General features: G+C 61.8%; 12 protein-coding genes and 1 pseudogene. 6 read left to right on the top strand and 7 right to left on the bottom strand.

Going from position 1 to position 13582, the window contains the following annotated elements; all coding sequences use genetic code 11:
* Positions 1–14: 14 nt before the first annotated feature.
* A complete protein-coding gene (locus GN234_RS22390; protein ID WP_163856533.1) occupies positions 15–962 on the bottom strand; it encodes an alpha/beta fold hydrolase in 948 nt (315 codons plus the stop codon).
* A complete protein-coding gene (ypfJ, locus tag GN234_RS22395) occupies positions 963–1850 on the bottom strand; it encodes a KPN_02809 family neutral zinc metallopeptidase (RefSeq protein WP_134925918.1) in 888 nt (295 codons plus the stop codon).
* Between the two features lie 212 nt (positions 1851–2062).
* On the opposite strand from ypfJ, the gene GN234_RS22400 reads away from it, so the two are divergent.
* Both GN234_RS22400 and GN234_RS22405 read left to right on the top strand, forming a co-directional pair.
* On the top strand, positions 2063–2839 hold the full coding sequence (locus tag GN234_RS22400) for an IclR family transcriptional regulator (protein ID WP_176689093.1): 777 nt from the start codon (positions 2063–2065) through the stop codon (positions 2837–2839).
* Positions 2840–2893: 54 nt separating this feature from the next.
* Positions 2894–3772: a DMT family transporter gene (locus GN234_RS22405; protein WP_116833508.1), complete on the top strand. Its 879-nt coding sequence runs from the start codon at positions 2894–2896 to the stop codon at positions 3770–3772.
* Positions 3773–3857: 85 nt separating this feature from the next.
* Here GN234_RS22405 and GN234_RS22410 read toward each other — a convergent pair whose 3' ends face one another.
* Positions 3858–5195, bottom strand: a complete 1338-nt coding sequence (locus GN234_RS22410; protein WP_109756243.1) for an MFS transporter — start codon at positions 5193–5195, stop codon at positions 3858–3860.
* 270 nt (positions 5196–5465) lie between these two features.
* Here GN234_RS22410 and quiC point away from each other — a divergent pair, with 270 nt between their 5' ends.
* Both quiC and GN234_RS22420 read left to right on the top strand, forming a co-directional pair.
* Positions 5466–7367 carry a 3-dehydroshikimate dehydratase QuiC gene (quiC, locus tag GN234_RS22415; protein ID WP_109756242.1) on the top strand — a complete coding sequence of 634 codons (1902 nt, stop codon included), beginning with the start codon at positions 5466–5468 and terminating at the stop codon, positions 7365–7367.
* A 103-nt stretch (positions 7368–7470) separates the two neighbouring features.
* Positions 7471–8149: pseudogene (locus GN234_RS22420) on the top strand (TetR/AcrR family transcriptional regulator).
* Between the two features lie 121 nt (positions 8150–8270).
* On the opposite strand, the gene GN234_RS22425 reads toward GN234_RS22420, so the two are convergent.
* From GN234_RS22425 to GN234_RS22440, 4 genes are all read right to left on the bottom strand, one after another.
* Positions 8271–9122, bottom strand: a complete 852-nt coding sequence (locus tag GN234_RS22425; protein ID WP_370873694.1) for a shikimate dehydrogenase — start codon at positions 9120–9122, stop codon at positions 8271–8273.
* Between the two features lie 5 nt (positions 9123–9127).
* Positions 9128–9568 carry a type II 3-dehydroquinate dehydratase gene (gene aroQ, locus GN234_RS22430; protein ID WP_109756239.1) on the bottom strand — a complete coding sequence of 147 codons (441 nt, stop codon included), beginning with the start codon at positions 9566–9568 and terminating at the stop codon, positions 9128–9130.
* A gap of 246 nt (positions 9569–9814) precedes the next feature.
* Positions 9815–10894 (bottom strand): tRNA (uridine(54)-C5)-methyltransferase TrmA, encoded by a 1080-nt coding sequence (trmA, locus tag GN234_RS22435; protein WP_176689094.1) that lies wholly within the window; start codon positions 10892–10894, stop codon positions 9815–9817.
* The gene (locus GN234_RS22440; RefSeq protein WP_109756231.1) at positions 10891–12186 is read right to left on the bottom strand and encodes an NCS2 family permease; all 1296 of its coding nucleotides are present in this window, start codon (positions 12184–12186) and stop codon (positions 10891–10893) included. Before GN234_RS22440 ends, trmA begins: the two co-directional genes overlap by 4 nt.
* Positions 12187–12390: 204 nt before the next feature.
* On the opposite strand from GN234_RS22440, the gene GN234_RS22445 reads away from it, so the two are divergent.
* Together GN234_RS22445 and GN234_RS22450 are read left to right on the top strand one after the other, a co-directional pair.
* The gene (locus tag GN234_RS22445; protein ID WP_176689095.1) at positions 12391–12846 is read left to right on the top strand and encodes a DUF4879 domain-containing protein; all 456 of its coding nucleotides are present in this window, start codon (positions 12391–12393) and stop codon (positions 12844–12846) included.
* Positions 12847–12983: 137 nt separating this feature from the next.
* Positions 12984–13550: a DJ-1 family glyoxalase III gene (locus GN234_RS22450; RefSeq protein ID WP_116833502.1), complete on the top strand. Its 567-nt coding sequence runs from the start codon at positions 12984–12986 to the stop codon at positions 13548–13550.
* The last annotated feature ends 32 nt before the right edge of the window (positions 13551–13582 follow it).

The raw sequence follows: 13582 nt of genomic DNA on the forward strand, positions 1-13582 counted from the left end.
ATTCGCTAAAAAACTCACTGACCAAACAACACCCTCAACCCCTCAGGCGAAGTCAGCATCCCATTCCCGTTATGCCCCACCCCCGGCACTTCGATCAGCCGCTGGTTCAACCCCACGGGATGGCGCCGGGTCAGGTAGTCAAAGAAGAAATGCCCGCGCAATAACCGATACGGCCCCTGGGTCTGCGCTTCGCAGCCCTTATCCAGCGCCGGCTGCTCCGGATCGGTGTCTTGTTGCCCGAGCAAATAGACGATGTCGCGCTTGACGTAGTTATTTTCCAGTTGCGTGGGTGTTTGTCCCGCCGCGTAGGCGGGCAAATCCTGCAGGCCGTATTTCCAGTGGTTGAAGCCAGGGCAACTGGCAGGGTCGAAAGCCATGGGGCGTTGGGCATCGAAGTAGGCATAGGACGACGGGTTGGCGATGACAAAGCGTGGCTCTATCCGATATTGACCGTGGGCGAGCAGGGCATAACGCTGCACGACCTGGGCGCCGCCGGAATGGCCGGCGATGACGATTTCTTTCACTTCGGGAAACTGCTGCCGGTCACTGACGCGCGCAACGATGTCGTCCAGAACCTGGTAGGAACTGACCGGATTGGGCCCTGTGGACAGGCCTCCGGCCATCCAGTCGTTGCCGTGCCAGCGCAGGACGTCATTGGGTAGCGTGTGGCGAGCCACGTCCTGCTCATTGAGGAACTGCGGGGCGATGATCAGGGTGGTGCCCAGTTGCCCGGCCTGCCCGGCAGCCTTTTCGGCGCTGTGCAGATAGGTGTTGGCATTGCGCAGCCGACCGTGGAGGATGATCAGCACACGCTGGATAGACGCCGGGGGCGGGCTCACGGCGACGGCCATGGCTCCGCCTTTGAGTTGCAGGCGCCCTTGGGCGACCACCTTGACGCTGTGTTCCTCGGCCTGGGCCACGGCGCAGCACAGCACCAGCCCGATCAATGCCCCCCACTTCATCTACAGGGTTTTCGCCGCGAACGTGTCGCACTGGCTGACCTGGCCCTGGGCGAAGCCGGTCTTGAACCAGCGCACTCGTTGTGCCGAAGTGCCATGGGTGAAGGAGTCCGGTACCACGCGGCCCTGGCCTTGTTGCTGCAAGCGGTCATCACCGATGGCATTGGCGGCGTTCAAGGCCTCCTCGATGTCCCCCGGCTCCAGCCAGTTCAGGCGTTTTTGCGCATGGTTGGCCCACACGCCGGCCAGGCAGTCGGCTTGCAACTCCTGGCGTACCAATAAGCCTCCATCACCTTCCATCTGCCGACCTTGTTGGCGGGCTTCCTGGATTTTCGCCGACACGCCGAGCAGGGTCTGCACATGGTGTCCGACTTCGTGGGCGATGACGTAGGCCTGGGCGAAGTCCCCGGCGGCAGCGAAGCGTTGGGACATTTCCTTGAAGAAGCTCATGTCCAGGTAAACCTGGCGATCGGCCGGGCAATAGAACGGACCGGTCGCCGAAGAGGCGAGACCGCAGGCCGAGTTGACCCGACCGCTGAACAACACCAGTTTCGGTTGTTGGTATTGGCGTCCGGCTTGCTGGAAGACCTGGCCCCAGGTGTCTTCGGTGTCGCCGAGGATCGAGCGCACGAATTCGGCCTGTTCATCGTTGGCCGGTGGCGCCTGGCGGGTTTGTGAGGAGGCGGGCGCAGAGGTCTGGTCCATCTGCCCGGCCAGTTGTCCGAGAATCTGCATCGGATCCTGGCCGGTGATCCAGCCAATGCCGACGATCAGAATGATGGCCGTCAGGCTCAAGCCCTTGCCGCCGCCGAAGCGCATCCCGCCACCGCCCCCACCGTCACCGCGAGCGTCCACCACGTTGTCACTGCGGCGACCTTTTTTCCATAACATGTGGGCGTTCCTCTGATTGACCGGAGTGTCACTGTACTGCCGTTGCGGTGAGTCTAGCTTTTGGGGCGTCAGGATGCGCGTGGCGCCTGAGCTTTCAGGCAATCATCGCGGGGTTTGGTTCATCAGGGCATGAATGAATGGCTCACCGGTTCCAGAATTTGAATTACACTTTGCATATTCTGGAACTTGCGAACATTACATCTGGATCTCTCATGGCCGGCAGTCAAATCGAACGGGTTTTCAATGTGCTGGAAAGCCTCGCCAGTGACCCTCGCGGGTGGCCGCTGCTCGGCTTGGCCGAACAGTTGCAGATCCCCAAGAGTGCCACCCACCGTTTGCTCGCCGAACTGATGCGCCTGGGCTATGTGCGCCAGAACCCCGAGAACCTGCGTTATCACTTGTCGACCCGCCTGGTTGCCATGGGTTTTCGCTATCTGTCGCGAAGCGGTGCCGACATCGTGCAGCCAGTGCTCGATCGCCTGGCACGGGAAACGGGTGAACTGGTGCGCCTGGGTGTCATCGAAGGGGAGTGCCAGACCTGGATCGCCAAGTCTCAGGGGGCTCGTTCCGGCTTGCGCTACGACCCGGACATGGGGCGTGAGACGCCGTTGTTCTATACCGCGTCGGGCCATGCCTGGCTGGCGTGCATGAGTGATGCCGAGGCGTTGGCGCTGGTGGCGCGCCAGGCCGTGCAAATGCCGGCGGACGCCGGGCCGAACGCGCCACGCAGCAAGGCTGAACTGCTCCAGTACCTGCACCAGGCTCGTGAGCAAGGCTATGCCTGTGTCGAGGAAAGCTCGGCGATCGGCACGTCGGCCATTGCCGCTGTGGTCCGTCATCCATTGGATGGCCGGGTCATAGGTGTGCTGAGTGTTGCCGGGCCCAGCGCTCGGATGACACGGGCACGCCTGCATGAGCTGGCACCGACCTTGCTGGTGTTTGCGGAGGAGTTGTCGCAAGCCAGCCAGGCCTCGGAGTTGTTCAGCTGAATCCACGGTCGCAGATATTGGTTCTTCCCTACACACGCAACGCAGGATTCCTACATGACCGTCAGCACCCCGCTTTCCGGCGTCAATCAGGCCTTCAAGGGCATCCTGCTTATTCTCTGTGCGACGTTCCTGTTCTCCAGCCATGACGCACTGTCGAAATATCTCTCGGGTTTCTATCCGATCATCATGGTGGTGTGGGCCCGATACGTGGTGCATACGTTACTGATGGCAGGTATTTTCCTGCCGCGCTCGGGGCTGCGGGTCCTGCGGACCAAGCGCCCTCTGTGGCAACTGGCCCGGGCCCTGTGCCTGCTGGGGACCAGCCTGTTCTTCACCACGGCCCTGATGTATATCCCGTTGGCCGAGGCGACCGCGGTCAACTTCCTGGCCCCGGTGCTGGTCACCGCGCTGTCGGTGCCATTGTTGGGCGAGCATGTGACGCGTGGCCAATGGATCGCGGTGATCTTCGGTTTTATCGGGGTGTTGATCATCGTCCATCCGGGCGGGGATCTGTTTACGCCGGCGGTGTTGTTGCCGTTCTGTTCGGCGCTGTTTTTCTGCTTCTACCAGTTGCTCACGCGCAAGCTCAGTGAGATCGACAGCCCGACCACCAGCAACTTCTTCGCCGGCCTGTGCAACACCTTGGTGATGAGCGCACTGGTGCCGTTCTTCTGGCAAGTGCCGAGCCTGTTGCACGGGGCGATGATGCTGGCGCTGGGGGCCTGCGGGATGACGGCGCACCTGATGCTGACCCAGGCCTTCCGCTTTGCCGCCCCGGCGCTGCTCGCGCCGTTCGGGTACTGCCAGATCGTGTTTGCCGGCTTGCTGGGGTGGTTGCTGTTCAACCACACGCCGACGCTGACCACGGTGGTGGGCATCGCTCTGATTTGCTTGAGCGGGCTGGCGGCGGCGTGGCAACAGCGGCGTAAATAACTGGCTACACAGACCTCCTGTGGCGAGGGGATAAATCCCCTCGCCACAAAGGTGCTCGGCTTGATTGCTCGAAACTGGCCCGGTATCAGTTTTCCAGCGTCGGCACCTTGCGCGGCGCCATGAAGTACAGCCAGGTCAGGGCAATGAAGTACATCGCCGGAATCAGCGTGAACAGCACGGTGTAGTTGTTATTGGTGATCGTCAGGATGTGGCCCACCAGTTGGGTCATGAACATCCCGCCGATGGCCGCGCACATGCCGCCGAAGCCGAACACCGTGCTCATCATGTGCTTGGGCGTGTAGTCCATCACCAGGCTCCAGATGTTGGCAGTCCAGGCCTGGTGCGCGCCGATGGCCAGGGAAATGGCAAACACCGCCATCCACAGGTTGCTTGCGCCGGCCGCCATGATCACGCCGATGATGCAGCAGGCGAACAGCAGCATGGACACCAGTCGCGCCTTGATCGGATTGAGGCCGCGACCGATCAGGAACGAAGACAGGATGCCGCCGCCCACGCTGCCGAAGTCGGCGGTGAGGTAGATGATGATCAACGGGATGCCCATCTGGGTCACGTTGATGCCCAGGTTGTATTGCTGGTTCAGGAACGGCGGCAGCCAATACAGGTAGAACCAGAACACCGGTGCGGTGATCGAGTAGGCCAGGGCGAAGGCCCAGGTGCCCCGCATGCGCAGGATGCGGGAGAACGGCACGCGGACCTGGTCTGGCTCGTCCTGGGCCTGGATGTAGTCCAGTTCCGACTGTTTGACGCGGGGATGATCTTCCGGGTTGAAGTATTTCAGGCCCCAGAACAGTAGCCAGATCCCGCCCAGCGCGGCCATGCACAGGAACGCGGCCTGCCAGCCCCATACGTGCAGGACCAGCGGCAGCAGCATCGGGGTGAACATCGCGCCGACGTTGGTCCCAGCGTTGAAAATGCCAGTGGCCACCGCCCGTTCACCGGCCGGGAACCACAGCCGCGTGGTCTTCACGCAGGCCGGGTAGTTGGCAGCTTCGGTCAGGCCCAGGATAAAGCGGCAGACCATGAAGCCCACCGCCGAGGTGGCCAGGCCGTGGGCGCCGGTCGCCAGGCTCCAGAGCAGCACGGCGCAGAAGAACACGCGCTTGACGCCGATCCGGTCGATCAGCCGCCCTTGCAACACGAAGCCGACGGCATAACCGACCTGGAACCAGAAGTTGATGTTGGCGTAATCCATCGCCGTCCAGCTCATCTCCTTGGCAAGAATCGGCTGCATCACGCCCAGGGCGGCGCGGTCGATGTAGTTCAGGGTGGTGGCAAAAAACACCAGGGCGAGCATGCCCCAACGGGTCTTGCCTACGGCCATGGCGCCGCGGATCTTGTCACCGATGCCACTGGTCGAGACACCCAGGCCGGGGGCCAGGCGGGAGCTTTGGGAAGGAATCATAGCGGGTACCCGTTTTTGAAATTCTTATGGTTGGTCTGGGTCTGTCCATTGATGCCGGCGGCCAGGGCCTGCGTCAATGTGGAAGCGATGGTGCGCAGTGAGCAAAAAATCGTCAATTCGACAATCGGCATTTTGTTCGATAATCGCCCAAAAAACTAACCGGATGGTACATATTAAATTGCTGAAAGAAACCGGCAGCTCAATAATCGGCTGACTCTTTAAAAAGCGGCGCACCTTTTGTAGCCGATGCCTGTCCCGGGAGCCGAAGTCATGCAGCGTTCCATTGCCACCGTGTCCTTGAGCGGTACCTTGCCGGAAAAACTCGAAGCCATTGCCGCCGCCGGTTTTGACGGGGTGGAAATCTTCGAGAACGACCTTCTCTATTACGATGGCAGCCCTCGGGAAATCAGGCAGATGTGCGCCGATCTGGGCATTGCCATCACCTTGTTCCAACCGTTTCGTGACTTCGAAGGCTGCCGCCGCGATCGCCTGGCGCGCAACCTGGAGCGCGCCGAGCGCAAGTTCGACCTGATGCAGGAGCTGGGCACCGATCTGGTGCTGGTGTGCAGCAACGCCTCGGCCGACAGCGTCGGTGATGAACAGATCCTGGTCGATGACCTGCGCTTGCTCGCCGAACGCGCCGGTGCGCGTGGCTTGCGTATCGGTTACGAAGCGCTGGCCTGGGGGCGGCACGTCAATACGTATCAACAGGTCTGGAACATCGTGCGCCAGGCCGATCACCCCAGCCTCGGCGTGTTGCTCGACAGCTTCCACACCTTGTCCCTCAAGGGCGATCCGAGTGCGATTGCCGAGATCCCCGGCGAGAAAATTTTCTTCGTACAAATGGCCGACGCGCCGATCCTGGCGATGGATGTGCTGGAGTGGAGTCGGCATTTCCGCTGCTTCCCCGGGCAGGGTGAATTCGATTTGCCTGGCTTCCTGGCGCCGATCATCAAGAGCGGCTACACCGGGCCGTTGTCCCTGGAAATCTTCAACGACGGCTTCCGCGCCGCGCCGCCACGGGCCAATGCCGCCGACGGTCTGCGCTCGCTGCTGTACCTGGAAGAAAAGACCCGCCAGCGCCTGGCCGAAGAAGCGCCGTCCACCGGCAATGCCGATATCCTTTTCGCCACACCGCCGGCGAGTGAATACAACGGCATCGAGTTTCTCGAGTTTGCTGTGGACGATAACCTCGGCGCCAAACTGTCCCATTGGCTGGAGCGGCTGGGCTTCGTCAAGGCCGGTCAGCATCGCTCCAAGAATGTGAGCCTGCTGCGCCAGGGCGATATCAACCTGATCCTCAACACTGAGCCGTACTCCTTCGCCCACAGCTTCTTCGAAGCTCATGGACCATCGTTGTGCGCCACTGCCGTGCGGGTGAAAAACAGCGCCAGTGCCCTGGAACGGGCGGTGGCCTACAAGGGTCAGCCTTATCGCGGGTTGGTGGGCCCCAACGAACTGGAACTGGCGGCGGTGCGTGCCCCGGACGGCAGCCTGATCTACCTGGTGGATCAGGAAGCCGATGTCTATGGCACCGATTTCAACTTGCAGCCCGGTGCCGTGATTGGCGCCGGACTCAAGCGCATCGATCACATGGCGATGGCGCTGCCGGCCGACAGCCTCGACAGTTGGGTGCTGTTCTACAAGAGCCTGCTGGATTTCGAGGCCGATGACGAAGTCGTCTTGCCCGACCCTTATGGCCTGGTAAAAAGCCGTGCGTTGCGTAGCCGCTGCAGTTCGATCCGCTTGCCGCTGAACATTTCCGAGAACCGCAATACCGCGATCTCACACGCACTGTCGAGTTATCGCGGTTCGGGGGTGCATCACATCGCTTTCGACTGCGACGACATCTTCGCCCAGGTCAGCCGTGCCAAGGAAGCTGGTGTGCCGTTGCTGGACATCCCGCTCAACTACTACGACGACCTGGCGGCGCGGTTCGATTTCGATGATGAGTTTCTCAGCGAGCTGGCGTATTTCAACGTGCTGTACGACCGCGACGCCCAGGGTGGCGAGCTGTTTCACGTCTACACCGAGCCGTTCGAGGGGCGGTTTTTCTTTGAAATCATCCAGCGCAAGAACGGTTATGCCGGTTACGGCGCGGCCAACGTCGCGGTGCGCCTGGCGGCCATGGCCAAGTCCCGCAGCGGTGGCTTGCGGCACGCCAAGTTGTAGGGAAATCGTAAATGCGGCGGTAAAGGGCAATGCCGTGGCTTCCTTCACTGCACGGTGCGGCCCATAATCGCCAGCCTGTGCAGTGATGGCCGTGAGCCCCGCAATGACTATGAATCCAGAGCTTTCCGCAGCGCTCGACGAACCCGTCGCCACGCCGCGCAAGAGTCGCAAGAACAACCCGGAGAAGACCCGGGAGAACATTCTTCAGGAAGCCATCGTCGAGTTCGTCCAGCAAGGCCTGGCTGGCGCCCGGGTCGACGCCATCGCCGAGCGCATCCACACCTCCAAGCGCATGATCTACTACTACTTCGGCAGCAAGGAGCAGTTGTACGTCGAGGTGCTGGAAAAACTCTACGGGGATATCCGCACCACCGAGAGTCGCCTGCACCTGGCCGAGCTGGCCCCGGTCGACGCGATCCGGCGCCTGGTGGAGTTCACCTTCGACCACCATGACCGTAATGTGGATTTCGTGCGCATTGTCTGCATCGAGAACATCCACAACGCCGAATACGTGAAGCAGTCAGGCGCGATCAAGGCGATGACCAATACCATCCTCGATTCCCTGGGCGTGATCCTGCGGCGCGGTGCTGAAGAGGGCGTGTTCCGTCCTGATCTCCAACCCCCTGGACGTGCACTTGCTTATCAGTTCTTTCTGCTTTTACCGTGTGTCCAACCGCCAGACGTTCGGCGAGATCTTTCAGATCGACCTGTCGGATGAAGCGGTCAAGCAGCGGCATCGGCGGATGGTTTGTGAGTCGGTGTTGAGATACTTGCAGGCCTGATTCTGGAAACCTTGTGGGAGCGAGCCTGCTCGCGATAGCGGTATGCCAGTCAAGTCGATGCTGGCTGATCCACCGCTATCGCGAGCAGGCTCGCTCCCACAGGGGGGAGTATCACTAGACCTTAATGATTCATGCTCTGGAAATGCGCCAGCATCCGTTGTGCATCCGGCGCCACGCCGCTGAACAGTTCGAACGCCTTCACCGCCTGGAACACGGCCATGTTGCCGCCGTCCAGCGTGCGGCAGCCGAGGGCACGGGCGTTGCGCAGCAGTTCGGTTTCCAGTGGGAAGTAGACGATTTCCGCGACCCACAACTCGCCCCGCAACAGCTCGACCGGTACCGGCATGCCCGGCAGTTTTGCCATGCCCATGGGCGTAGTGTTCACCAGGCCGTCGGCATCGGCCATGGCGCTGGCCAAGTCATGCCCGGCCCGGGCGCGGCCTGCGCCGAAGTGTTGGTTGAGGTTATTAGCCAGGGCCTCGGCACGGCTGACTTCGACGTCAAAAATGCTCAGCGTCTGCACGCCTTCTGCCAGTAGCGCATGGGCCACCGCCGCGCCAGCGCCACCGGCGCCCATCTGGACCACGCGCTGGCGCGCCACATCTCCCAGGCCGCGCCGAAAACCTTCGGCGAACCCCAGGCAGTCGGTGTTGTGGCCAATGCGTTTGCCATTCTTGAGCACCACGGTATTCACCGCGCCAATGCCCCGGGCCTCCGGTGACAGTTCGTCCAGCAATGGGATGATCGCCTGCTTGCAGGGAAAGGTAATGTTCAGGCCGGTGAAGTCCATGCGCTCGGCGGCCTTGAGCAAATCGGGCAGGGCGCCGCTGTCGAGTTTCAGCGCGTCGAGGTCGATCAGCCGATAGAGGTAGCGCATGCCCTGGGCATCGCCTTCACGCTCATGCAGCGCCGGTGTGCGAGACGCCTGGATGCCCGCACCGATCAGGCCGGCCAGCACAGTGATATTCGACATGCTCATCAACCCTTCAAACGCTGACTGAAATGTTCCAGGGCCATGCGATAACCATGGCTGCCAAACCCGCACATCACGCCGATGGCGACCGATGAGACGAAGGAGTGGTGGCGAAAGGTTTCCCGGGCGTGGACGTTGGACAGGTGGACTTCGATGACCGGCACTTCGCTCGCCACCAGGGCGTCGCGGATTGCCACCGAGGTGTGGGTCCAGGCTGCCGGGTTGATGACGATGCCGGCGCATCGGCCGCGTGCGCCATGCACCCAGTCGAGCAACTCGCTTTCCTGGTTGGTCTGGCGAAACTCCACCGCCAGGCCGAATTCTTCAGCAGCACGGCCGCACAGTGCCGAGATGTCGGCGAGGGTTTCGTGGCCATAAGTTGCCGGCTCGCGGGTGCCGAGCAGGTTCAGGTTCGGGCCGTTGAGCACCAGAACGATCGGAGGCATCGCAATTTCTCCACATTTTTATTGTTGGCGTCGGCCAGGTTCAGCCGCTGGAGATAAATTGTACTAGATGGTTAATTTGGTCAAACAAAGCAGCCGACATCGGCCAATAAGTGTTCGATGATCGAACATGACCTTTGTCGGGAGAGGAGGGAGGGCACTTGTGGCGAGGGCATTTATTTGTGGGAGCAAGCCTTGCTCCCACAGAGTTTTGCTCCGTCCAGCCCATAGGGGAGGACGCCCCAGCGTTTAACGCCGAGTCAACAACACCCCAGATTCCATGTGATGGGTCCAGGGAAATTGATCGAACAACGCGCAGCGCGTGATGCGGTGGGTGTCGTTCAGTTGCGCGATATTCGCGGCGAGGGTGTCAGGGTTGCAGGAGATGTACAGGATGTTGTCAAAACGGCGGGTCAGCTCGCAGGTGTCCGGGTCCATGCCGGCGCGGGGCGGGTCGACGAAGACGCTACCGAATTCGTAGCTCTTGAGATCGATACCGTGCAAGCGACGGAAGGGCCGGACTTCGTTCAAGGCTTCGGTCAGTTCTTCGGCGGACAGACGTACCAGCGTGACGTTATCCACAGCGTTTTCGCTGAGGTTGCTCAACGCGGCATTCACCGAGGTCTTGCTGATCTCGGTGGCCAACACTTTGCGTACGCGAGTGGCCAGGGGCAAGGTGAAGTTGCCGTTGCCGCAGTACAACTCCAGCAGATCGTCGCTGCGATCGCCCAAGGCCTGGTAGGCCCAGTTGAGCATCTTCTGGTTCACCGTGCCGTTGGGCTGGGTGAAGGCGCCTTCGGGTTGGCGATAGCTGAAGGTCCGGCCGCCGACGTCGAGTTTCTCCACCACGTAGTCGTGGCCGATCACTTCGCGCTTGCCCTTGGAGCGACCGATGATGCTCACGCCCAGGTCGGTCGCCAGTTTCGCGGCCGCCGCGTGCCAGTGTTCATCCAGCGGGCGGTGATAGCACAGGGTGATCATCGCATCGCCCGCCAGGGTGGTCAGGAACTCCACCTGGAACAGCTTGTGGCTCAAGGGCGCGCTGGCCTGCCAGGCGGCCTTGAGCTGCGGCATCAACTGGTTGATGCGCAGGCTGGCGATGGGAAATTCCTCGATGAGGATCGGTGTGCGCTTGTCGTCCTGGGAGAACATTGCGTAGTGCCGTTCGCCGGCCTCGCGCCACAGGCGGAATTCGGCCCGCAGGCGAAAGTTTTTCAGGGGCGAATCGAACACCGCAGGTTCTGGTGCATCGAACGGGGCCAACAGGTCACGCAAGCGGGTGACCTTGTCCTGCAACTGGGCGGCATAGGCCTGGGAATCAAAAGTCATGCGTTGAACCAACCCAATTTGATCACGAACAGGATCGACAGAATGACCAGCGCCGGGTTCAGCTCACGGCCACGACCCGACACCAGCTTGATGGCGGTCCAGGCGATGAAGCCGAAGGCGATGCCGTTGGCGATGGAATAGGTGAAGGGCATCGCCAGGGCGGTGACCACCACGGGGGCGGCGACGGTGATGTCGTCCCAGTCGATTTCCGCCAGGCCCGAGGTCATCAGCACGGCGACGAACAGCAAGGCTGGGGCGGTGGCGAAAGGCGGGACACTGGCGGCCAGTGGCGAGAAGAACAGCGCCAGCAGGAACAGGATCGCCACGACGATGGCGGTCAGGCCGGTGCGGCCGCCAGCGCTGACGCCCGCTGCCGACTCGATGTAGCTGGTGGTGGTGGAGGTGCCCAGCAGCGAACCGGCCATGGCGGCGGTGCTGTCGGCGATCAGCGCACGGCCCATCTTCGGCATATGGCCGTCCTTGCCCATCAGCCCGGCGCGCTTGGCGACGCCGATCAGGGTGCCGGAGTTGTCGAACAGGTCGACGAACAGGAAGGCGAAGATCACGCTCACCAGGCCAATGTCCAGGGCGCCCTTGATGTCCAGTTGCAGGAAGGTTGGGGCCAGGGACGGTGGTGCGGAAATGATGCCGCCAAACGGGGTGAAACCCATCAGGATCGAGACGATGGTGACCGCCAGGATGCCGATCAGTACCGCGCCGCGGACTTTCAGTGCTTCGAGGGCGACGATCAGGATGAAACCAAGGGTGGCGAGGATTGGCGCCGGCTGTTTCAAATCGCCGAGGCCGACCATGGTCGCCGGGTTTTTCACCACGATGCCGGCATTGTTCAGGGCGATCAGCGCCAGGAACAGGCCGATACCGGCGGCAATGGCCGAACGCAGGGGCAGCGGGATGCTGTTGATGATCCATTCGCGGATGCGGAAGATCGAGAGAATGAAGAACAGCACGGCGGAGATGAACACTGCGCCCAGCGCCACTTGCCAGGTGTGGCCCATGTGCAGGACTACGGTGTAGGTGAAGAAGGCATTCAGGCCCATGCCCGGGGCGAGGGCGATCGGGTAGTTGGCGATCAGGCCCATGACCGTGGAGCCGATGGCCGCGGCCAGGCAGGTGGCGACGAACACCGCGCCTTTGTCCATGCCGGTTTCGCCGAGGATGCTCGGGTTGACGAACAGAATGTAGGCCATGGCCAGGAAGGTCGTGACGCCCGCCAGGATTTCGGTCCGCACGTTGGTGTTGTGTGCCTTGAGTTGAAACAGCCTTTCCAGCATGTCTGCTCCCCGTGGCGCGCCCGGCGCCGTGAATGTATCGACCTCAACAGCAAAGCACAGGTCGCCAGCGGCGCCCGGGAATTTTCTGTGGGTCGGAAAAAGCCGCGCATCATACCAGCAGCGTAGCGTTGTGGCTGCGATCGTCGTCGATGTTTTGCCAACGCGCCAAGTGGGCCATACTGCGCGCGGTTCCGGGAGATCTCTATGTATCGCATGAATAAAAAGCTGATGGCGGCAGTGGGCTGCACGCTGGGCCTGTGGTTGCCCGGCCAGGCTGCGAATGCCGCGTCGGCGCCACCGCTGAGTGAGGTCAAGGTGCTCAAGGTCGAGTCGCCGGCCTGTGGCTTCGAGGACATCGCCTTGGGGCAGGCGCAGACGCGTTGCGATCACAGTGGCCCGAATATCAAGGTCTACGTGCTGGAGGTCGGCTATGGCCGTCAACCCCATGTCACCCTGGACGGCTTTGAAGTCGACGGCACCCGCTCGCCGGTGTGCGCGTACAGCAATGGCAATCTCAATGACTGCTCGGTGCGGACCAAAGTCGTGGGCTATTTGTACGTCTTCGACCTGAAGGGTAAGCAAGAGGGGACCTTCAGCTTCAGCAACATCTCGATCAACGCGCCGGGCAACCGGATGTCGACCCAGCTGTACATCAAATAACCGCTACCCCATGCAGGAGCTGTCGAGCGAAGCGAGGCTGCGATCTTTAACCCCACGCTTGAATCTCAAGCGCATATCAAAAGATCGCAGCCTTCGGCAGCTCCTACACTACAAGCATCATCCAGCGGAGAGCGCCCATGATTCCTGGAACCAAGATCCCCCGAGCCCTGATAGCCGTCGCCGAGGGTGTCGACGACTTGCAGACGGTCACCCTGATCGACGTGTTGCGTCGAGCGCAGATCGAAACCGTGGTGGCGAGCATCGAAGGGCGGCGCATGCTCACCTGCGCCCGCGGCACGCGCCTGACGGCCGATGGCATGCTGGTGGACATGCTCGTGCAGGATTTTGACCTGATCGTCCTGCCGGGCGGCATCATCGGTGCCCAACACCTGGCGGCCCATCAGCCGCTGCAACAACTGATCAAGGGCCAGGCCGCCACCGGACGTTTCTTCGCCGCCATCGCCGAAGCCCCGGCCCTGGCGCTACAGGCATTCGGCGTCCTGCGCCAGCGGCGCATGACCTGCCTGCCGGCGGTGAGCCAGCAACTGTCCGGTTGCAGCTTCGTCGATCAACCCGTGGTGGTGGACGGCAACTGCATCACCGCCCAAGGCTCGGCTGCCGCCCTGGCGTTTGCCTTGATGCTGGTGGAACAACTCAGCGGCAAGGGCGTAAGAAGCGTGGTGGCGGCGGAGCTGCTGGCCTGACACTCGTCAAGCCGACACCGGCCTGTGGTACC

The organism is Pseudomonas bijieensis (genome assembly GCF_013347965.1).
GTDB lineage: Bacteria > Pseudomonadota > Gammaproteobacteria > Pseudomonadales > Pseudomonadaceae > Aquipseudomonas > Aquipseudomonas bijieensis.